The sequence below is a fragment of the Brachybacterium huguangmaarense genome, assembly GCF_025725725.1.
Lineage (GTDB): Bacteria > Actinomycetota > Actinomycetes > Actinomycetales > Dermabacteraceae > Brachybacterium > Brachybacterium huguangmaarense.
Genome location: NZ_CP107020.1, coordinates 2,107,249 through 2,128,198 on the forward strand (window position 1 = coordinate 2,107,249; position 20,950 = coordinate 2,128,198).

20 protein-coding genes and 1 pseudogene are annotated in these 20,950 nt (G+C 69.9%); 17 read left to right on the forward strand and 4 right to left on the reverse strand.

Annotated features, from left to right (window positions below; all coding sequences use genetic code 11):
- Positions 1-60: 60 nt before the first annotated feature.
- The 3 genes from BRM3_RS09610 to BRM3_RS09620 all read left to right on the forward strand — a co-directional run bounded on the left by BRM3_RS09610 (position 61) and on the right by BRM3_RS09620 (position 4,071).
- Positions 61-612: a cysteine hydrolase family protein gene (locus BRM3_RS09610; protein ID WP_263593108.1), complete on the forward strand. Its 552-nt coding sequence runs from the start codon at positions 61-63 to the stop codon at positions 610-612.
- Positions 613-698: 86 nt separating this feature from the next.
- Entirely contained in the window at positions 699-1,241 is a 543-nt protein-coding gene (locus BRM3_RS09615; RefSeq protein WP_263593109.1) for a DUF488 domain-containing protein, read from the forward strand.
- A gap of 1,078 nt (positions 1,242-2,319) precedes the next feature.
- On the forward strand, positions 2,320-4,071 hold the full coding sequence (locus BRM3_RS09620; protein ID WP_263593110.1) for an HNH endonuclease: 1,752 nt from the start codon (positions 2,320-2,322) through the stop codon (positions 4,069-4,071).
- A gap of 164 nt (positions 4,072-4,235) precedes the next feature.
- Here BRM3_RS09620 and BRM3_RS09625 read toward each other — a convergent pair whose 3' ends face one another.
- Positions 4,236-4,907, reverse strand: coding sequence for a maleylpyruvate isomerase family mycothiol-dependent enzyme (locus BRM3_RS09625; protein ID WP_263593111.1), 672 nt, complete (start codon positions 4,905-4,907; stop codon positions 4,236-4,238).
- Between the two features lie 232 nt (positions 4,908-5,139).
- Between BRM3_RS09625 and BRM3_RS09630 the strand changes: the two genes are divergently transcribed.
- The 3 genes from BRM3_RS09630 to BRM3_RS09640 are packed head-to-tail and all read left to right on the forward strand — an operon-like array spanning position 5,140 to position 9,190.
- The gene (locus BRM3_RS09630; protein ID WP_263593112.1) at positions 5,140-6,039 is read left to right on the forward strand and encodes an ABC transporter ATP-binding protein; all 900 of its coding nucleotides are present in this window, start codon (positions 5,140-5,142) and stop codon (positions 6,037-6,039) included.
- Entirely contained in the window at positions 6,036-7,094 is a 1,059-nt protein-coding gene (locus tag BRM3_RS09635) for an iron-siderophore ABC transporter substrate-binding protein (RefSeq protein WP_263593113.1), read from the forward strand. Before BRM3_RS09630 ends, BRM3_RS09635 begins: the two co-directional genes overlap by 4 nt.
- The gene (locus tag BRM3_RS09640; protein ID WP_263593114.1) at positions 7,091-9,190 is read left to right on the forward strand and encodes an iron ABC transporter permease; all 2,100 of its coding nucleotides are present in this window, start codon (positions 7,091-7,093) and stop codon (positions 9,188-9,190) included. The genes BRM3_RS09635 and BRM3_RS09640 overlap by 4 nt, the downstream gene beginning before the upstream one ends.
- On the opposite strand, the gene BRM3_RS09645 is transcribed toward BRM3_RS09640, so the two are convergent.
- Both BRM3_RS09645 and BRM3_RS09650 read right to left on the reverse strand, forming a co-directional pair.
- Positions 9,179-9,949 (reverse strand): alpha/beta fold hydrolase, encoded by a 771-nt coding sequence (locus BRM3_RS09645; protein WP_263593115.1) that lies wholly within the window; start codon positions 9,947-9,949, stop codon positions 9,179-9,181. The two genes, BRM3_RS09640 and BRM3_RS09645, sit on opposite strands and share 12 nt — an antisense overlap.
- Before the next feature lie 94 nt (positions 9,950-10,043).
- Entirely contained in the window at positions 10,044-10,340 is a 297-nt protein-coding gene (locus BRM3_RS09650; protein ID WP_263593116.1) for a hypothetical protein, read from the reverse strand.
- 180 nt (positions 10,341-10,520) lie between these two features.
- Here BRM3_RS09650 and BRM3_RS09655 point away from each other — a divergent pair, with 180 nt between their 5' ends.
- Positions 10,521-10,712, forward strand: a complete 192-nt coding sequence (locus tag BRM3_RS09655) for a hypothetical protein (RefSeq protein ID WP_263593117.1) — start codon at positions 10,521-10,523, stop codon at positions 10,710-10,712.
- Between the two features lie 121 nt (positions 10,713-10,833).
- Positions 10,834-11,223, forward strand: a complete 390-nt coding sequence (locus tag BRM3_RS09660) for a YrdB family protein (RefSeq protein ID WP_263593118.1) — start codon at positions 10,834-10,836, stop codon at positions 11,221-11,223.
- Positions 11,224-11,279: 56 nt separating this feature from the next.
- Here the strand turns inward: BRM3_RS09660 and BRM3_RS09665 are convergent, their stop codons facing one another.
- Entirely contained in the window at positions 11,280-11,441 is a 162-nt protein-coding gene (locus tag BRM3_RS09665) for a hypothetical protein (RefSeq protein WP_263593119.1), read from the reverse strand.
- 543 nt (positions 11,442-11,984) lie between these two features.
- Here BRM3_RS09665 and BRM3_RS09670 point away from each other — a divergent pair.
- The 9 genes and pseudogenes from BRM3_RS09670 (at position 11,985) to BRM3_RS09710 (ending at position 20,950) form a co-directional block, all read left to right on the forward strand.
- The gene (locus tag BRM3_RS09670) at positions 11,985-12,269 is read left to right on the forward strand and encodes a hypothetical protein (protein ID WP_263593120.1); all 285 of its coding nucleotides are present in this window, start codon (positions 11,985-11,987) and stop codon (positions 12,267-12,269) included.
- Positions 12,270-12,747: 478 nt separating this feature from the next.
- Positions 12,748-14,613: a molecular chaperone DnaK gene (gene dnaK, locus BRM3_RS09675; protein WP_263593121.1), complete on the forward strand. Its 1,866-nt coding sequence runs from the start codon at positions 12,748-12,750 to the stop codon at positions 14,611-14,613.
- Between the two features lie 18 nt (positions 14,614-14,631).
- Positions 14,632-15,183 (forward strand): nucleotide exchange factor GrpE, encoded by a 552-nt coding sequence (locus BRM3_RS09680; protein WP_263593122.1) that lies wholly within the window; start codon positions 14,632-14,634, stop codon positions 15,181-15,183.
- A gap of 3 nt (positions 15,184-15,186) precedes the next feature.
- Entirely contained in the window at positions 15,187-16,059 is an 873-nt protein-coding gene (locus tag BRM3_RS09685; RefSeq protein WP_263593123.1) for a DnaJ C-terminal domain-containing protein, read from the forward strand.
- Positions 16,056-16,367, forward strand: coding sequence for a chaperone modulator CbpM (locus BRM3_RS09690; RefSeq protein ID WP_263593124.1), 312 nt, complete (start codon positions 16,056-16,058; stop codon positions 16,365-16,367). Before BRM3_RS09685 ends, BRM3_RS09690 begins: the two co-directional genes overlap by 4 nt.
- Positions 16,358-18,985: an ATP-dependent chaperone ClpB gene (clpB, locus tag BRM3_RS09695; RefSeq protein ID WP_263593125.1), complete on the forward strand. Its 2,628-nt coding sequence runs from the start codon at positions 16,358-16,360 to the stop codon at positions 18,983-18,985. Before BRM3_RS09690 ends, clpB begins: the two co-directional genes overlap by 10 nt.
- Positions 18,982-19,434: pseudogene (trxA, locus tag BRM3_RS09700) on the forward strand (thioredoxin). Before clpB ends, trxA begins: the two are co-directional and overlap by 4 nt.
- 104 nt (positions 19,435-19,538) lie before the next feature.
- Positions 19,539-19,691, forward strand: a complete 153-nt coding sequence (locus tag BRM3_RS09705; protein ID WP_229778846.1) for a UBP-type zinc finger domain-containing protein — start codon at positions 19,539-19,541, stop codon at positions 19,689-19,691.
- A complete protein-coding gene (locus tag BRM3_RS09710; RefSeq protein ID WP_263593126.1) occupies positions 19,688-20,950 on the forward strand; it encodes an FAD-dependent oxidoreductase in 1,263 nt (420 codons plus the stop codon). The genes BRM3_RS09705 and BRM3_RS09710 overlap by 4 nt, the downstream gene beginning before the upstream one ends.

A 20,950-nucleotide genomic window follows, 5' to 3' on the forward strand; every position in this document is an offset into this window, starting at 1 on the left:
TAAATGTCGGCCATGCGTCGACCGAGGATTGGCCTCGTGCCGACCGATGAAAGGACCCCGATGACGACCGCCCTGCTCCTCATGGACTTCCAGAACGGCATCGCCGGACGCCCCGGCTTCGAGACCGCGGTCGCGGCGGCCGGGCGCGCCCTCGAGGCGGCGCGCGCCCAGGGGCTGCCGGTGATCTTCGTGCGCGTCGCGTTCCGGCCCGGCTACCCCGAGATCCCTGCCCACAGCTCCTTCGCGGCGCGGGCCGCGCAGGCCGGCGAGGCCATGCGGCTCGACCACGCGGGCACCCAGATCCTCGATCGCCTGGCGCCCCGGGAGGGCGAGCACGTCGTGGTCAAGAAGCGCATCTCCGCCTTCGCCGGCAGCGATCTCGAGCTGCTGCTCCGGGGGCTCGGCGTCGACCGCCTCGTGCTGGGCGGCATCTCGACGAGCGGGGTCGTGCTGTCGACCGTGCGCCAGGCCGCCGATCTGGACTTCCCGCTGACCGTGCTCGCCGACGCGTGCGCGGACGCCGACTCCGAGACCCAGCGCGTGCTCCTCGAGAACGTGTTCCCGCGCCAGGCGGACGTCGTGTCCGTGGAGGAGTGGGCCGGCGCGCTCTGATCTGTCAGAGTGGTCGCGTGACGTCGGATGGAGGAGGGATGTCCGTGGACGGGGACGCTGCTTCGCAGGGTCGGGGCGGAGCGCGTGTGTACGCGACCGTCGGCCACTCGAACCGCACGACCGAGGAGTTCCTCGACGTGCTGCGGGAGGCGGGCGTCGGAGGCGTCGCCGACGTGCGCAGGCTGCCAGGGTCGAGGGCGCAGCCGCAGTTCGACGAGGAGGCTCTGGCCTCGGCGCTCGAGCGCGAGGGGATCGCGTACCGGTGGTTCCGCGGTCTCACCGGGCGGCGCCCCGTGAGCACGGAGGTGCCGTTCGAGCGCAACGAGTGGTGGCAGAACCGCAGCTTCCACAACTACGCCGACCATGCGCTGTCGGCGGAGTTCGCCGATGCCCTCGACGACCTGCGCGCGTGGTCGCTCCCGCATCCCGTGGCGATCATGTGCTCGGAGGCGGTGTGGTGGCGATGCCACCGCAGGATCATCGCCGACCACCTGCTCGCACGCGGCGAGACCGTCCGCCACCTCCTCGGGCCCGGCCGGGTGGAGGACGCCCGACTGAGCGCCGGTGCGGTGACGGAGGTCGGCGGAGTGGTCGTGTATCCGGGGGAGCCGGGCGTGCCGGGGGAGTGACGGGTGGTGGCGAGGAGCCGTGCGCGTGAGCGTGCTCGGCCGCCGGGCCGCGGTCGCAGGCGAGGCTGGGGGCGCTGCGCGATGGGTGGCGCCGGTGTGATCGCGCTCGGGCCGGGGTGTCGGAGTTGGCGCCAGGTTGGCGTCATCGAGATCGCCTTTTCGGGTGGAATTCTCGGCGAATTCCGCCCGAAAAGGCGATCTCGATGCATCTGGGGCGCAGGGTTCCGCCGGATACAGCGATCTCGACGCGCTGGGTGAGCGAGTCCTGCGGCGGAGTGTCGATGATCCCCGTCCGACTCCGTGTCTTCTCCACGCTCACGCTCGGACGGCGACCTGAGTTTCGGGGCTTGGGTCGCACTGGCCGTTCTCACGCGAAGCGCGGACGCTGGTCGCTCCGTGATGGAGCGCTTGTCCTCCTGAGGGTGACGCCTCCTGGTCGCCCAGGATGCTTCCTCCGGTGGGCGATGTGTCGCCTACGTCGAGGGGTACGCCCCCTGTCGCAGGGGTCATCCGTTCGTGGGGTCGTCCGTTGCGGCGCAGAAGCTGACCCTCTCGAGGAATCGGTCCGCTACGGAATCTGCTCGGGTCTCTGGGGCAGCCCCTCTGCCTCAGGACCTGGTCGCATGGAATATCTCAGCAGTCACACCGTTCGTCTCTTCGCGTCCTCCTCGCCGTTTCCTCCCCATGCAGAGTTGTCCACATTCTCGAAATGGGGTCCGGACGGCGGTCTCGTTTGTCAGACCCCTTCGGAAGAATAGGGGGCATGACGACAAGACCGGGACGTTCGAGGGCCGAGGGTCCGGGGCGCGATGACCGCGCCCGGGCACGGGGTGTGGATGGTCCTGCGCTGTCGCGGTCGGGAGGGGGTGACCTTCCGTTGGGTGGCAAAGGCGCGGGGTCGATGCCCGCCAAGGGAACGGCATCGACGCGCGGTGACGGGTCGTTGCCCTCGGGAACCCGCGTGCCTTCGGTTGCTGCCGCGACTGACGGCGACTGCACGGTCCCAGCTGGTGATGCCCTAACTCAGGTCCTCGCTCAGGCGGAGGCTCTCAGCCGTGACGGGGCGGCGCGTGAGGTCGTGGCGTCGATCCTCGCGGGGGTGCTGGCAGCGGTGGAGGCCCCGGTGGCGATGCGTGATGGATTGGTCGACACCGAGCCCGGCTCTGCAGCCGAGGCCCTCGGTGTGGTGGGGGTGATCGATCAGCTTCGCTCCACCCTCGCGGCCCTGGATGCGACGTGGCAGGTCATGGCCGCGACCCGGATCGCCGACGCCGACGCCATACGTGGCGTCCCGACGGCGGAGCAGGGACGCGCCGCCGCGCAGGAGCTGAGCCTGGCACGCCGAGTCTCGCCATCGGCGTCGTCGATGTCCCTGGCCGCGTCACAGCGTCTGGTCACCCAGCTCCCCAGCACGTTCAGCCTGCTCGCCTCGGGGCGGGTCACCGAGCAGCAGGCCCGGGCGATCGCGGTCGCGCTCGATGACGTTGACCCTGATGTCGCCGAGTCCATCGATGAGGCCCTGACCGCCGACCCTGCACGCCTGAACGGTGTGGGGACACGGCGTCTGGGTGCCGAAGTCCGTGCTCTACGGGATGCGAAGGACCCGGATGATGCCCGGCACCGTGCCGCACGGGCAGCCCGCGGGCGGTGTGTGCGGACGCGCCTGCTGGATGACCACATGGTCGCCGTGACCGCCACGGTGCGAGCCGTGGATGCCAGCGCGGTGATGAAAGCCCTTCGCCTTGAGGCCGAGGCACGCCGTGCCCAGGGCTCGATCGACGGGGTCCGGGCGCTCGAGGCTGACGCCCTGGTCGACGCGATCACCGGCGGTGATCGGGCATGGGACCCGTTTGTCTCGGGCGAGTCGCTGCCTGATGCTCAGTTCGAAGGCGTCCCGCTGCCCGGTGGAGCGACCCTGCCCGACACAGACGGGTTCGGCGTGATGCTGGATGAGACGTGCGATCTGGATATCCCGGCCGCGGACCAGGGATGCGAGCCCGACACTTCAGACGGCAGCCGCCGGTCCACAGATCGCTACCGTCACCGTCGCATCACCATCGGCGTGGTCATCACCGACCGTGCACTCTTGGCCCCGGACGGGGGCGGAGAGCTCGCCCATTTGGAGGGCTACGGTCCCATCCCCGCCCACATCATCACCGACACTCTTCGTGGGAGCCCGCCGGGGTACAAGAACAACCCGGGGTGGGACGAGCACCCCGACGCCACCACCAGCGCCGTCATGAGACGGCTCTACACACACCCCAGAACGGGTGAGCTGGTGGCCATGGACTCCCGCGCCCGGGCATTCCCCGCGCCGCTGGAACAGATGATCCGGTGGCGGGAGTCGACGTGCGCCAGCCCGTGGTGCAACGCCACCGTCCGCCACATCGACCACATCACCCCACACGCTGAAGGCGGAGCCACGTCCTACAAGAACGCGCAGGGACTCTGCGTCCGCTGCAATCTGCTCAAGGACCACGCGGGCTGGATCGTCACCCCCACCCGCGATAGTGGCGGCACACCCGCCGTCACGTGGACGAGCCCTGGCGGCGCGACCACCACCTGCCACCTCACACCCCTCGGACCCGTTGGGCCCCGCGAGAACACCGACGACCCCTCAGATGTCGAGGCCAGGAGCCCTGAAACCTACGCGACCAGCACCACGGGTGGCGCCGCCGACCGTCCACCAGACTCCACCGCCACGGGCCCTGTAGCTCGCACCAACGACGACCCTGACACCAAGGACCACTCGGCCGGCCCCTCCACTCCGGACACCGACACCGACACCGAAATCCCCGGCACCGAGTCCATTCCGCTCCCCGACCCGTAGGGTCTGCGCGCTCCGGCGCAGCGGCTCCCGCCGCGTTCACGGGCGCCAGTCTCTCCCGACGACGCCTCCCCACCGGAGCCGCGATGACCTGCCGACGAACCCCGGACGAACGCCTCCACCAGTGCCCCCCGCCCGCTCGAACTCGAGCGTCAGCCCTCACGCCATCACGGCGTGAGCGCAGCGGTGAGGACCCGCCGTGCGGCGTCGGCATCGCCCGAGATTCGTATCGCATCGATGTCCACTCGCCCCCACAGCAGCAGCGCGAGTCTCTCCGCGCTGCCATCCAGCACCGCCGCCGGCCGCTCGCCCCGGCCGAGCGTCCACGTCCTGCCCGCATCGACCGCGACCAGGCGCAGCGTCTCCCTCGGAGCTGCAGCACGGCCGAGCCTCATTTGGCGCGGGTGCAGCACGGTCACGACCTCGTCGACGGTATCCGCCCACACCACCGGTGCGACCCCGTCCGCGTGGCCGAGCAGATAGTGCAGGTGCACGAGCGTCTCGTGCACCTGCCGTCGGTGCCAGAACGACACCGGCCCACGGCCGTCGAAGGTGCGCGCCACAGCATCCGGAGGCAAGGCGGCAAGGGTCTCCCGCAGCTCGTCGGCGCATGCGCGGTAGTGGTCGGCGAGGTCGGAAGGATGCGGATCCAGCGGTGCAGCCTCCTCATCCCGCGCCATCGCCGCCGCCCAGTGATGCACGCCTGCCAGGTGCTCGACCAGGTCACGCACGGACCAGTCGCCGCCATCGAGCACAGGGGCATCCGCGGGAACTGCGGTGATCCCGTCGTGGAACCGCTGCTGGAGGGAGGCGAGCAGCGGCAGGTAGTCGATCGACACGGCACGGAGACTACCGACCGCCCGGACCTCCTCACGCCGATGTCCGGCCGCCCCACGTCCGCCGCGCAGCACCGGGCCTCCGCCCCTCGGCACCGAATTGCCGCCCACATTAGGTTCGCCTATCCTCAGTATCGGTCGCCCCGTCGGCCACGTGCGAGCCGGTCGACGAACCGGCCCGAGCCGCCCGGAGCGATCACCGCGCCTCCCACCTCTTTCCACCAGGGACCCCTCGATGCACACGCCACCTCACCACCGCGACGCGTCGCGCCCGGCCGCCCTCAGCGGAGAGCACCTCGTGCTGCGCTACGGCCGGTCGACCGTCGTCGACGGCGTCTCCATCGCGCTGGAGCCCGGCCGCGTCACGGCCCTCGTCGGCCCCAACGGAAGCGGAAAGTCCACCCTGCTGCGCTCCCTCGCCCGTCTGCACCGGATCGACGAGGGCCACCTCCGTCTGGGCGCCCACGACGAAGACCCGGGCCGGTCGGCTTCAGCCCTGAGCGCGCGCGAGTTCGCCCGCGAGGTCACCCTCTTCTCGCAGTCCCGTGCCGCCCCGCAGGGCGTGACCGTCGCCGAGGCCGTCACGTTCGGACGCCACCCCTACCGGCGCGGCCTCGCAGGGCTGTCCGCCGACGACCGGCGAGCGATCGACGACGCGATGGCCGTGACCGGCGTCGCCGCCATGGCGAACCGGCCGGCAGGCGAGCTCTCGGGCGGCGAGATGCAGCGCGTGTGGCTCGCCGCCTGCCTGGCCCAGGACACCGGCGTCGTCCTGCTCGACGAACCGACCAACCACCTCGACCTGCGCTACCAGATCGAGACCCTCGACCTCGTCCGCGACCTCGCCGACCAGCGCGGAGCCGCCGTCGGCATCGTGCTGCACGACCTCGACCACGCCGCGCTCATCGCCGACACCCTCGTCCTGATGGGCTCCGGCCGGATCCACGCCGCCGGCGCCCCGCTCGACGTCCTCACCGCCCAGAACATCAGCGACGTCTACGAGATCCCCGTCGAGGTGAGCCTCGATGCGCACACGGGCCGGCTCCGCATCGACCCCCAGGGCCGTCACACCGCCCGTCTGCCGGCCGCCGCCGTCCCCTCTCCCCACCACCCCACCAGGAAGGACCACCCATGATCCGAGCCCGTCGTCTCACCGCGACCGCCGCAGCCCTCGTCGGCCTCGCCCTCTCCCTCGCCGCGTGCGGCACCACCGATGTCGAGGAAGCAGGCGGCGACACCGCCTCCCCGGCCTCCGAGAGCTGCGCGGACGACACCACGACGACCTCGACCGGACCGGTCTCGATGACCGACGGCGTCGGCCGCACCGTCGAGCTCGACAAGCCCGCCTCCCGCATCGCCGTGCTCGAGTGGCAGCAGGTCGAGGACGCCCTCACCCTGTGCGTCACCCCCGTCGCCGTCTCGGACGCCGAGGGCTACAGCACGTGGGTGAGCGCCGAGAAGCTCCCGGACGGCGTGACCGACATCGGCACCCGCGAGGAGCCCGACCTCGACGCCCTGTACGCGACCGACCCGGATCTGATCGTCGTCGAGGCCTACAGCGCCGACGACGAGATCATCGGCCAGCTCGAGGCGCGAGGCGTGCCGGTGCTCGCCACGCTCGGCGCCGACCCCGAGGACCCGATCGGGAACATGAAGGGCGTGTTCGAGATGATCGGCGAGGCCACGGGACGCTCGGAGCGCGCCGACCAGGTGGTCCAGGAGTTCGACGACCACCTCGCCGAGGCGAAGCAGAAGGTCCAGGACGTCGATCTCACCACCACGGACTTCGTGTTCTTCGACGGGTGGCTCGAGGGCGGCAACCTCACCATCCGCCCGTACGGCCAGGGCGCCCTATTCACCGCGCTGGGCGAGGAGCTGGGCCTGACCGGCGCCTGGACGAAGGACGTCAACGACGCCTACGGCGACGGCGGGGTCGACCCCGCGTACGGCCTCGCGCAGACCGACGTCGAGGGCCTGACGGCCGTCGGCGACGCGAATCTGTTCTACGCGAACGACGCGGCCGCCGGCGGGTACGTCGAGGAGCTCGAGAAGAACTCGATCTGGACCTCGCTGCCCGCCGTCAAGGAGGGACGCGCCCACGCCTTCCCCGCCTCGGTGTGGGGTGCCGGCGGCCCGCGCTCGAACGAGCAGGCGATCGACGCGTACGTCGACATCCTGACCCAGGAGTGAGCCTCCGCGAGACGGTCGACGCCGCGCCCGCGCGTCCGAGCGCGGGCGCGCGCGGGAACCTCACCGGAGCGGCGGTGCTCGTGGCCCTCGCCGCCGCCGTCGTCCTGGTGGGCCTATGGCACCTCACCCAGGGCACCTCCGGCGTGGGCCTCGTGGACCTCGTGGGCGCGCTCGGCGGAGGCTCCGGCGAGGTCGGTGGCGTACCCGTGAGCGAGATCCTGACGGGCTCGCGACTGCCGCGCCTGTGCGCCGGCGTCGCCGTGGGGCTCGCACTCGGCGCGGCCGGCGCGCTGCTGCAGTCGGTCACCCGCAACACCCTCGCCTCCCCGGACACGCTCGCGGTCACGGCCGGCTCGTACTTCTCGCTCACCCTGGTCGCCGCGTTCGAGCTCGCCGTCCCCTTCTGGGCCTCGGGTCTGGTCGCCTTCGTCGGCGGCCTGCTCGCGGCGGCCGTCGTGCTCGCGCTCGCGGGAGGCGGCGCCGCCACGGCGACGACCCGTCTGATCCTGGCCGGCTCGGCGCTCGCGATGGCGCTCGACGCGGCGACCGCGATGCTGCTGATCCTGTTCAAGAAGAACACGACGGGGCTGTTCGCCTGGGGGAGCGGGTCGCTCACCCAGCTCAACATCGACGCCTCCCTGCGCGCGATCCCCGTGATCCTGGTGGTGCTGGTCGCGGCCCTGCTGCTGTCGCGGCGTCTGGACGTCCTGCGTCTGGGCGACGACACGGCGGCCTCGCTCGGCGTCCCCCTCCGCTCGACGCGCCTGATCGCCGTGGTCTGCGCCGTGCTGCTGACGAGCACCGCCGTGACGGTGGCCGGCCCGATCGCGTTCGTCGGGCTCGGCGCTCCCGTGCTGGCCCGCCTGCTCGCCGTGCGTCTGCACCCGCTGAACCGCCACCGCTTCCTGGTGCCGGTCTCCGGCCTGCTCGGCGCGCTGGTCATCCTGCTCGCCGACGTGGTGCTGCGTGCGCTCCTCGGCGCCGAGGGGGCGGCCGCCATCCCGACCGGTGTGCCCACGGCGCTGCTCGGGGCCGTCGTCATGGTCGTGCTCGCGCTGCGGATGCGCGATGCGGGAACGGTGCGCCAGCCGCCCCAGGCGCGGATCGGGGTGCGATCGCGACGGTGGTTCCTCGGGGTCGTGATCACGGTGGCGGTGCTGCTCGTCGCGATGATCGTCGTCGGCGTGCTCGCCGGGAGCCTGTGGCTGCGGCTCGGGGACGTCGCGCTCTGGCTCCAGGGCGCCGCGCCCGACCTCGTGGCCCGCGCGCTCGACGACAGGTCCCCGCGGGTCGCGGCCGCCGTGCTCGCGGGCGCCGCGCTCGCGCTCGCGGGCTCCGTCGTCCAGAGCAGCGTGCGCAACCCGCTCGCCGAGCCCGGGATCCTGGGGATCACGGCCGGGGCGGGCCTGGGCGCCGTCATCGTCGTGACCACGGGCCTTCCCGGCGGACGTCTCACGCTGCTGACGATGGCGATCGCGATGGGTCTTCTCACCTTCGGTCTGATCGCCGTGCTGTCGTGGCGAGGTGGCTTCCTGCCGGACCGCTTCGTGCTGGTCGGGATCGGCTTCGGCTACGGGCTCAGCGCGCTCACGACCTTCCTGCTGCTGCGCGCGAACCCGTGGGACACGCCGCGGATCTTCACCTGGCTGTCCGGCACCACGTACGGACGCACCCTGCCCGACGTGCTTCCCGTCGCCGTGGCGCTCGTGCTCGCGGTGCCGCTGCTGCTCGCGATGCGCCGCCATCTCGACCTGCTCGCGATCGACGAGGACACGCCGCGCATCCTCGGGGTGCGCGTCGAGCAGACCCGCCTGGCGGTGCTGTCGATCGCGGCCGTGCTCGCCGCCGTGAGCGTCGTCGCGATCGGCGTGGTCGGATTCGTCGGGCTCGTCGCCCCGCACCTCGCCCGCGCACTGGTGGGGGCGCGGCACAGCCGGATCATCCCGGTGGCGATGCTGCTCGGCGGTCTGCTGGTGTGCGCCGCGGATGCGCTGGGCCGCTCCCTCATCGCGCCCGCGCAGATCCCGGCCGGCCTCATGATCGCGATCATCGGCGCGCCGTACTTCGTGTGGCTGCTGCGGCGCTCACGCCCGTGAGGCGGTGACCTCGTCCAGGAAGTCGCCGATCAGCACGGTGAGCAGGGCGGGACGCTCGGCGACCAGCGCGTGCGTCGTGCCCGGCACGATGCACAGCTGGGCACCGGGGATCGACGAGGCGATCAGGAGGCTGTGATCGGGCCGGATCGTGTCGCGGTCCGCCGACATGATGAGCGTCGGGGCGCCGATGCGGGCGAGGTCCCCGGGCGCGATGTCCGGCTCGGTGGTCCACAGGCGCATGAGCTTGGCCAGCACGACGTCGGCATGGGCGGGGCCGTCGGGGGAGAAGCGGGCGTAGGCCTCGCGCTCGGCGTCGGGCTCGTCGGCGGCACCGGCCGGTGAGGGCAGCGGAGCCAGCACGGGGAGCCCGGCAGCGGAGTCGGTGAAGGCGGACGGGTCCAGGTTCGCGCTGATAGCCACGACGGAGCGGACTCGCTCGGGGTGATCCATCGCGAGCAGCAGGGCCAGGACGGCGCCGTCGCTGTAGCCGACGACGTGCACCGACTCCAGGTCGTGGGCGTCGAGATAGGCGACGGCCTCGATCAGGCTGCGGGCGTAGCCGTACTCGCCGTCGACGTCGGGTGAGCGGCCGTGGCCCGGGCGCTCGTACGCGAAGACCTCGTGGTCGCGGGCGAGGGCGTCGAACTGCGCCTGCAGGGACTCGAGCGAGCAGAAGCCTCCGTGCAGGAGCAGGACGGGCTCACCCGAGCCCGCGCTCTCGGAATGCATCCGGGCGCCGGCGATTTGCAGGGTGGTCATGCGGGGAAGCCTCCTTCGGCCGGCTCAGGGTCCTGGCTCATGGGGGACTGTAGCGCGGAGGGCGGCGACGATTCCCGACGCCGGTGCACACCCCCTATCGCGACCATCGTTGCCACCAGCGCCGACGCGAACGGCGCTCGGCTCGACGCCGGACGCGGTCCAGATAGGCATCGTGGGCGGGGTCGAAGATCGACGCGGGCAGCGTCAACGGAGCGCGGGTCAGCTCGCGGCCCGTGAGGTCGTCCCGCAGCGCGCCCGGCACCTCACGCATGCCGCGGCCTGCCCCGGCGGCACGGCAGATCCGGCCGCCCTGCGCGGTGAGCCGCAGCGACCATCCCTCGTCCAGCTGTGCCAGCCCGGAGCCGACGAGCACGGATGCGGCGTTCTCCACCCGCTCCCGCTAGGGCACGTCGACCTGGAGCATGTCCCAGCCCGACAGCACGTGGCCCACCGCGACCGGACGCTTGTCGTTCAACAGGGCCATCAGGGTGCAGGCGTCGTCGAGGTCCACCGGGGAAGTATGCCCCGCGGCAGGAGTGTGTGGCGAGAGGGCCCGATCTACTGTGTGGGCGTGCGCTCCGATGCCCTGTCCGAGGTGTTCCCGCCGTTCGGCCTCATGCTCCACCTGGGGGAGCTGACGATGCGCCCGCTGTCGGTCGGCGGCTCCAGCAGGGCGTCGGTCGGGGCGACGCGGCGGTGTGCTCCGTCAGCAGTGGCCTTCGTCGACGGCGAATGGGACCAGCCGCGCGCCGTCGGCCCGTGACCTGGAGTTCTCCGCTGTCGGTCTCTCCGTGCAGCTCCGGCGCGGTGCCCGGTGCCGCCGGCATCCGGAAGGGGGATCGCTGCTCCGAGCCGTGGCGCCGCAAGCCGTTACGCTGACCGCCATGGAGGCTCCGCGCCGAGTCGGCGCCGCGCGTGATGCCGGGTCGCTCGAGGGGGCGTCGCCGGCGCTCGCGGTGGCATTGATCATCCGATTCCTGGTCGAGCTCGCGCTGCTCGCCGGGGCCGGCATCGTCGCAGCACACGCGGCCGACGGTGCCTGGCGCTGGGTCGCCGTGGGGGCGTCGGTCATCGTGGTCGCGGTCCTGTGGGGGCTCTTCCTCTCGCCCAAGGCGGCGATCCCGGTCCCCGCCGTCGTGGCCCTCGCGATGGAGGCGGTGCTGTTTCTCGGAGTCGGCGCCGCGCTGTTTCTGCTCGGGTGGGGTGCTCCTGCTGTGCTCGGCGTCGTGATCTGGGCCGTCGATCGTGCTGCCGTCGCCGTGCTCCGGCGTTGACGTGGCTGCCGACGTGCGCCGCGATCGGCGTGGGGTCCGACCGCGGGCGCCCTGACCTAGTTCCCGGCCTCGTCCAGGCGCCTCAGCACGGTCAGGTACTGGGCGGAGTCGTCCCGATGTTCCGCCTCGGCGCCCGGGGCGGGCGTCGGCGAGCCACCGACGGGCGCCCCGCCGTCATCTGCGGGGGTGTGGGGCCCGTGGTCCTCGTGGGTGTTCATCCGTGGTCCTCTCAGAGGAAGTGGTCAGAGCAGGTGTACGACGTAAGCCTGACACGTGGGGCCGACACACGGGCGCCGATCCGGGTACGGGATCCACGGTGAGGGCGCGACGACGTCATTCCTGCTGGACCACGGACTCGCGCACGCGGACCGCACTGGCATCTGCACTGGTGCCTGGATCGGATGGAGCCGGGGGAGCCGATGGACGTGGGCTCGGCCCGCGTCGTTCGTGGCACGTCTGAAGGGGAGAGGGCCGAGCGTGGTCCGATGCAGGACGCGGCTTGGGTCGTGGGCCGCGGACTCCTCGGCGGGATCTCTGCACGAAACAGACCGGCCCCAGCATCTCGATGCTGGGGCCGGTCTTCGGGGTGCCTGAGTAGTACGTTCGGCAACTCCGCCCCCAAGACAAAAACCCTGGTCAACCGCCTAGAGCGTGGGGTCTACGAGGTCTCTCGACGTCCCCAGGATACCGCTCCGAAGGATGATCGTGGCCCTGTTGCGAGCACTGTCGAGACGGCTCAAACTTTTCTGACCGACTCCGAGGTGGACGCCCTCGTCGGCGACTACGTGGCCGGGATGAGCGTCAAGGCGCTCGCTGAGAGGTACGGCATTCACCGCGCCACCGTGTTCTCCCATCTGCGTCGCCGCAACGTGCCGAGCCGCCGACCAAGGCTGGGGATCGACGAGAAGGCCGAGGCCGTGCGGCTCACCCGAGCGGGCGTCTCGATGCGGGCCATCGGTCGCCGGATGGGCGTGGACCGTAAGGCCGTGCGGGCTGCACTGGTCGAGGCTGGACTCATCGTGGACGAGGCGAGCGATGACTCGTAGCTGCGGTTCCGACTTGCTGATCCGTCGGTAGCTCTCGGCGCACCTCGTCGGTAACGAGCGCCGAGAGGAACCGATGATGACCAGCTTGAGTGAGGTCGCGAATGACGAGCACACCGCGAGGATGGTGCTGTCCATGCTCATCGAACCCAATGACCCGGTGACAGGACGCATCTTGTCCAGGCTCGGAGCAGTCGAGACGCATTGGCTCGCTGAGCGCGACGACGCGGTGGTGGGGCTGAGCCCTGTGGACGCGCAGGTCTGGAAAGCGGATCAGGCTCCGTTCGTCAGGCGAATCACTTGCGAAACGCCTACGTGGGGTCCAGTCTGGTACCAGAACGACGCAGCTCTACCGGAAAGATCCCCCTGAAGCAGCCTGCTTCCTGAATCTGGGCACTCAGCCCTGCGCCTGCGCCGATCCTGGCGCGCTCTTTGACGACCCCTGAAACGTGTCTCACGCTACAAGAAAGGAACAATCATCATGGCCAAGGCAGTAGGAATCGATCTGGGAACCACGAACTCCGTTATCGCCGTCTGGGAGGCCGGCGAGGGGAAGGTCATCCCGAACGCGGAGGGAGCCCGCACTACCCCGTCGGTGGTCGCTTTCACCGAGGACGGTGAACGGCTAGTGGGGCAGCTTGCCCGCCGGCAGAGCATCCTCAACCCGAAGGGCACCATCTCGTCCGCCAAGCGTTTCATCGGCCGGTCCTTCGACGAGATCAAGGAGGAAGCCAACGCCGTCGGCTTCGACGTCGTGGAAGGCCCCAACGGCGAAGCACGGTTCAACATCCGCGGCAAGCAGTACGCGCCGGAGGAGATCAGCGCCCAGGTGCTGCGCAAGCTCGTCGACGACGCCAGCAAGTTCCTCGGTGAGAAGGTGACCGAGGCCGTCATCACCGTTCCCGCCTACTTCAACGACGCCCAACGCACCGCGACCAAGGACGCCGGACGCATCGCCGGGCTCGAGGTGCTGCGCATCATCAACGAGCCCACCGCCGCCGCACTGGCGTACGGAATGGACAAGAAGAACCACGAGACCATCCTGGTGTTCGACCTCGGTGGCGGCACGTTCGATGTCAGCCTCCTCGACGTGGGCGACGGGGTCGTCGAAGTGCGATCCACCGCCGGTGACACCCACCTGGGCGGCGACGACTTCGACCGCCGGCTGGTGGACTACTTTGCCGACGAGTTCAAGAACGAGAACGGCATCGACCTGCGCAACGACCCGCAGGCGCTGCAGCGACTGTTCGAGGCGGCCGAGAAGGCGAAAATCGAGCTCAGCTCGGTGTCCCAGACCCAGGTGAGCCTGCCCTTCATCACCGCCGACGCCAGTGGGCCCAAGCACCTGACCATGACCGTGAAGCGGTCCAAGTTCGAAGACCTCACCGCTGACCTCGTTGAGCGGTGCCTCGGTCCGGTGCGTCAGGCGATGACCGACGCGAAGATCAGCGAGAACGATATCGACGAGGTCATCCTCGTGGGCGGTTCCACCCGCATCCCCGCTGTCCAATCGCTCGTCAAGCGGCTCACCGGCGGCAAGGAGCCGAACATGACGGTGAACCCCGATGAGGTGGTCGCTGTGGGCGCCGCCATCCAGGCGGGCGTCCTCAAGGGCGACGTCGACGACGTGCTGCTGCTGGATGTCACCCCGCTGTCGCTGGGTGTGGAGACCCGCGGTGGCGTGATGACGAAGATCATCGAGCGCAACACCACCATCCCCGCCCGACGCAGCGAGGTGTTCTCCACGGCCGAAGACAACCAGCCGTCGGTGGAGATCGTCGTCCTGCAGGGCGAGCGGGAGATCGCCGCGGACAACCGGGTGCTGGGCCGGTTCGAGCTCACCGGCATCCGCCCCGCTCCTCGCGGTGAAGCGCAGGTCGAGGTCACCTTCGACATCGACGCGAACGGCATCCTGAACGTGACGGCGAAGGACAAGGACACCGGCACCGAGCAGGGCATCACCATCAGTGACACCTCGAATCTGGACCAGGGCGAGATCGAACGGATGATTAAGGAAGCCGAGCAGCACCGGGCTGACGACCAGGCGCTGCGCCAGGCCGTGGACGCCCGCAACGAGCTGGACTCCGCCGCCTACCAGGTCGAGCGGGTACTGCGTGAGCTCGGCGACGCTGCACCGGAGCACGAGCGTGCCCGCGCGGAGCTGCTCATCACGCAGGCCCGCGAGGCAGTGCAGAACAACGTCGGCGAGCAGGAAGCGAAAGAGCGCACCGGCGAGCTGCTGCAGGTTGCGCAGTCCCTTGCTGCGGCCCGCGCGAACGCCAGCCACGCTGAGCAGCCCGCTCAGGACGACGAAGACGACGTCGTCGACGCCGAGTTCGACAAGTAGCACGGAGGGAGGATCGCGATGGTCGAGGGGCAGAACGAGGAGCAGAACGAGGACACGCGGGCCGTGGACCTGCTGAACGACGACCTCACCGACGTGTCCCCGGAGGAGATCCGCGCCGCGCAAGCAGCGGTCGCCTCCCAGTTGGAGACGGCCGAGGACCGGTGGCGCCGGGCGGCGGCGGACTACGACAACCTCCGCAAACGAACGGCGCGCGAGATCCAGACCGTCCGCGAGCAGGAGCGGCGGCACACCGCCAAGGCCTTCTTGCCTGTCGTCGACGGGCTGGACCGGGCGCTCAGCTCCGGGATGGACCTTGACGAGGGCGTTCTGGGTGGCATGAAGGCCGTCCGGGCGCAGGCCGCTGATGCGTTGCGCGCACTCGGGTACCCCGAGATTGTCACCGACGGTGCGGAGTTCGACCCGCAGCTGCACGAGGCGGTCTCGGTCGTCGAGGATGCCAGCGTCCCGCCGCGCAGCATCCTCGCCGTCACTCGCTCCGGGTTCGGAACGCCTGAGCGGATGCTGCGACCGGTTGCGGTCGTGGTCACCCGCAGGCCGGAGGAGGAGTAGGAGATGGCGGAGGATCTCTACAGCGTGCTGGGGGTCTCCCGGTCGGCGGATCAGAAGGAGATCCGCCGCGCCTACCGGGAGAAGGCCCGCAAGTTCCACCCGGACGTCAACAAGGCCCCGGGGGCGGAGGAGACCTTCAAACGGATCAGTGAAGCCCACGATGTGCTGTCGGACCCGGAAACCCGCTCACAGTACGACCGGTTCGGTGAGAACTTCCGGCAGTACGCCGCCGCGGACGCGGCTCGCTCCTCCGAGCAGCCGCGCCGCAGCGGCGGCACCCGATACACGTGGAGCGGGGGCGGCGCGCAGAGCGTGAGCTGGGAGGACCTCTTCGGGGGCGGCTTCGGTGGTTTCGGTCGCGGCGCCGACCAGACCGCGGAGCTGGAGATCACCGTCGAGGAGGCCTACCGGGGCGGGCGGCGCACGGTGCAGGTCGCGTCCCCGTACGGCGGCGCGCAGGAGTACACCATCGACATCCCAGCGGGCGCTGTCGACGGGCAGCGGCTGCGGATCGCGGGCGCCGACGGACAGGACGGGGACCTGCTGGTCACGCTGCGCGTGAAGGACAGTAAGCGGTACCGGCTCAGCGGCGCGGACATCGAAACGGACCTCCCCATCTCACCGTGGGAGGCGGCGCTGGGCGCGGATGTCAGCATGCCCACCCCCGGCGGCCCGGTCACCGTGCACGTTCCGCCCGGCTCGTCCACTGACAGGCGGCTCCGCCTGCGCGGGCAGGGGATGCCGCGCAGGGGACAGCCGGGAGACCTGTATGCGCGGGTGAAGGTCGTCGTTCCCCGCACTCTCAGCAAGAAGGAGAGGGAGCTGTTCGAACAGCTCCGCGACGAATCGTCGTTTGATGCCAGGAGAGGATCATGACCTCACATCACCTGCCCGTCCGTGTCGCCCGGGCCGACCTGGCCGCGACCGCCCTGGCCGCAGGTATCCACCCGGATACGCTGCGGAAGTTCGTCGAGCTGGGGCTGGTCACCGCCCACGTCGACACCAGCGGCCGGCTGTGGTTCGCCCGTACCGTCCCCGCCCGCGTGCACACCATCGTGCGTCTGCACTCCGATCTTGCCGTGAACTACGCCGGCGTCGCACTCGTGCTCGACCTGCTCGCCCGCATCGAGCAGCTCGAGCAGCACCGGACCATCCGACTCGAAGGAGACACCCCATGGACATGAACTCACTCACTCAGAAGTCGCAGGAAGCGCTCACCTCGGCCCAGAGCATCGCGGTCCAGGCCGGTCAGATCGAAACGGACGAGGAGCATCTCCTGCTCGCACTGCTGCAGCAGGAGGAGGGGCTGGTTCCCCGACTGCTGCAGACAGCGGGTGCTGACGTGGAAGCGGTACGCGCCGACGTCGAAGCGGAGATCGCCCGCAAGCCCAGCGTCTCCGGGTCCTCCCCGCAGACCGGTCAGGTGTACGTGAGCCGCAGCCTCACCTCCACCCTGGAACGGGCGGAGCGGGAGGCAAAGCGGCTGAAAGACTCCTACATCTCCGTGGAGCATCTCGTTCTGGCCCTCGTCGACGACTCCTCCAACCGTCCCGCGTCCCGCGTGCTGCGCGGGCACGGTGTCACCCGGGAGAGCTTCCTCAGCGCGCTCACCAAGATCCGCGGCAACCAGCATGTCAACTCCGCCACCCCCGAGCAGACGTACGAGGCGTTGGAGAAGTACGGCCGTGACCTGGTCGCTGACGCCCGGTTGGGCAAGCTTGACCCGGTCATCGGGCGTGATGCGGAGATCCGCCGGGTCATCCAGATCCTCTCCCGCAAGACCAAGAACAACCCCGTCCTCATCGGCGAGCCCGGTGTCGGAAAGACCGCCATCGTGGAAGGCCTTGCCCAGCGGATCTTGCGTGAGGACGTGCCCGAGGGCCTTCGTGACAAGACCGTGTTCTCGCTGGACCTGTCTGCCCTGGTCGCCGGCGCGAAGTACCGGGGCGAGTTCGAGGAGCGAATGAAGGCAGTCCTGGCGGAGGTGAAGGCAGGGGAGGGACGCATCCTGCTGTTCATCGACGAGTTGCACACCCTGGTGGGGGCGGGAGCCACCGAAGGGGCGATGGACGCCGGCAACATGCTCAAGCCGATGCTCGCCCGCGGGGAGCTGCACCTCATCGGTGCCACCACCCTCGATGAGTACCGCAAGCACATCGAGAAGGACGCTGCCCTGGAACGCCGGTTCCAGACGGTGATGGTCGAGGAGCCTGACGTGGAGGACGCGATCTCCATCCTCCGCGGCCTGCGCGAACGACTGGAGATCTTCCACGGTGTCCGCATCCAGGACAGCGCACTGGTCGCGGCCGCCGTGCTGTCCCACCGGTACATCTCCGACCGGTTCCTGCCCGACAAGGCCATCGACCTCATCGACGAAGCCTGCGCGCGATTGCGAACCGAGATCGACTCAATGCCCGCTGAGCTCGACGAGCTGACCCGGCGGGTGACCCGCCTGGAGATCGAGGAAGCGGCGCTGTCGAAGGAAACGGACACTGCCAGCAAGAAACGGCTGAAGGAGCTGCGCCGGGAACTGACCGACCTGAAGGCGGAGGCGGACTCCAAGCGCGCCCAGTGGGAGGCGGAGCGTCAAGCGATCCGCAAGGTCCAGGAGCTGCGCGGTGAGCTGGAGCGGCTGCGGCGGGAGGCGGAGGAAGCTGAGCGCTCCTACGACCTCAACCGTGCCGCTGAACTGCGGTACGGGGCTATCGCTGACGCGGAACGACGCCTGCACGCCGAGGAGGAGCGTCTGGCCACCAAACAAGGCCGGCAGAGGCTGCTGCGGGAGGTGGTCACCGAGGACGAGATCGCCGAGATCGTCGCAGCGTGGACGGGTATCCCCGTGGCCCGGCTGCAGGAAGGTGAACGCAACAAGATCCTCACCCTGGACGCCACCCTCAAGGAGCGGGTGGTCGGTCAGGATGAGGCCATCACGCTCGTCAGCGACGCGATTATCCGTGCCCGCTCCGGCATCCGCGACCCGCGCCGACCCATCGGCTCGTTCATCTTCCTCGGCCCCACCGGAGTGGGAAAGACCGAACTGGCCAAAGCGCTCGCGCAAGCACTGTTCGACAGCGAGTCGGCAATGGTCCGGCTGGACATGAGCGAATACCAGGAACGTCACACCGTCAGCCGGCTCGTCGGTGCACCTCCCGGGTATGTCGGGTACGACGAGGGAGGGCAGCTGACCGAGGCGGTGCGCCGCCACCCGTACAGCGTGGTCCTTTTCGACGAGATCGAGAAAGCGCACCCGGACGTTTTCAACACGCTGCTGCAGGTCCTCGACGACGGCCGCATCACCGACAGCCAGGGACGCACCGTCGACTTCCGCAACACCATCGTCATCATGACCTCCAACATCGGTGCCCATCACCTGTTGGGCTCCGATGGCGGCGCGATCCCCGACGACGTGCGAAACAAGGTGCTCGGTGAGTTGCGCGCCCACTTCCGTCCCGAGTTCCTCAACCGGGTGGACGACATCGTGGTGTTCTCGCCGCTGGGTCGTGAACAGATCCAGGACATTGTGGAGCTGCAGTTCACCGAGCTGCGCTCCCGGCTGGCCGAGCGTCAGATCCGCATCGAGCTGACGCCCGCGGCACGCCAGCTCATCGCTGACCGCGGCTACGACCCCGTGTACGGTGCGCGTCCGCTGCGACGCTACATCAGCCATGAGATCGAGACCCGACTGGGTCGTGCGCTGCTGAGCGGGGAGGTGATGGACGGGTCGACGGTCACGCTGGACGTGCAGGACGGCGACCTCGTCTTCAACATCGCAGCGCCCGTCGAAGAGGAGGACACGGCGTGAGCGCGATTGTGACCTGCCCCAACTGCGGGAAGAAGAACCGTGTCCCCGCCGCCGCGTCGGGGTACCCGCGCTGCGGCGTCTGCAAGAGCGCCGTGCCGTGGATCGTCGATGCGGGTGATGCGGACTTCGCCGAGGTGGTCGAGAAGGCCCCGCAAGTGGTGCTCGTGGACTTGTGGGCGACCTGGTGCGGACCGTGCCGGATGGTCAGCCCTGCCCTCGAGAAGGTCGCCACGGAACGTGCCGGCAAGCTCAAGCTGGTGAAAGTGGACGTGGACGCCGCGCCGGAGACGGCCCGCAAGTTCTCCGTCTAGGCGGTGCCGACTCTGCTCATCCTCAACCAAGGGAACGTGCTCTCCCGCCAATCCGGAGCCGCCCCGCCGGACGTGCTGCTGCGCTGGGTGGACGAGGCGCTGCAGAAGAAGGCTGACTCGGCCGGTGCTGCTCGATGAGATATGTCGACCCGCACGTCCCGCTCATCCGCCCGGTCCGTTCCCGGACACCCGGGTCATGTGAGGACTGCGTGGCGGCCGGCACGCCCTGGCTGCACCTGCGGATGTGCCGCACCTGCGGGAAGGTCGGGTGCTGCGACTCCTCCCCGATGCGGCACGCCCGCACGCATGCGCTCACGGCGGGGCACCCCATCGTGCGGTCGCTGGAGCTGGGGGAGAACTGGAGCTGGTGCTACGTGGACGAAGCGTACCTATGAGTGACACGCCCGCCGCCAACCGCCGCCAGGTCGCTCAGGCCGAGACGCCTGACACCATCGGCGCCTTCCCACGGCTCAGCGACGAGCAGATCGCGGTGCTGCTCGTACGAGGGCAGCGCCGCACACTCACCGACGGGGAGGTTCTCATCCAGCCCGGCGAGCACCCGTCCTCCCTCTATGTCGTCCTGGAAGGGCACCTGCTGACGGCGGACACCGAGCTTGCGGCGGATCCGCGTCACTCCGATGAGTCGTTGGCGGTCGAGGTGCACGGCCGCGGCCGGTTCGTGGGGGATGTCGGGCTGCTGGAAGGACAACCGTCTTTCGTGTTCGTCTCCGCCATCGGCGCCGCCGAGGTGGTGGAGGTGCCCGTCGATGAGCTGGAGGCCATCGTCACCTCGGATCTGCTGTTGGGTGAGATCATCCTGCGGGCCTACCTCATCCGCCGCTCCCTGGCCATCGGGGCGGGAGCGGGCCTGCGGATCGTCGGCTCCTGCTTCTCCCCGCGGACCCGGGATCTGCTGGACTTCATCGCACGAAACCGGCTGCCCCACCGGCTGGTGGACCTGGATGAGGACGAGAAAGCGGAGCGGCTGGTCCGCCAGCTCGGCGCCACCGTCGCCGACTTCCCGCTGGTGATCCTCGGCGGCTCGCGCACCGTCCTGGGTGCCACCCCGGCACGGCTTGCCGAAGAGTTGGGGATGCGCCCGCCCGCCCCACCGGCCACCTGCGATGTGGTGGTCGTCGGCGCTGGGCCGGCTGGTCTTGCCGCGGCGGTGTACGCAGCCTCCGATGGGTTGTCGGTCTACCTGTGCGACGCGGTCGCCACCGGCGGGCAGGCGGGAACGTCAGCGAAGATCGAAAACTATCTGGGGTTTCCCGCCGGAATCTCCGGCACTGAGCTCGCCGACCGCAGCCTCCTGCAAGTGCGCAAGTTCGGTGCCACGTTGGACATCCCGACCACGGTCCAGGAGGTCGTGGAAGATGAGGACCGCTTCCGGGTGATCTTCGAAGATGGCAGTGAGGTCACCTCAGATGTGGTGGTCCTTGCCACCGGGGTGCGATACCGCTCGCTTCCCGCCGCGGGGCTGGACCGGTTCCAGACCTCGAACTTGTTCTACGCGGCAACAGCGCAGGAAGCGCGGATGTGCGTAGACACACCTGTCGCTGTTGTCGGCGGCGGCAACTCCGCCGGACAGGCCGCACTATTTTTTGCCCGCACGTCCTCCCGTGTGCACCTTGTGGTGCGCGCCGCGGACTGA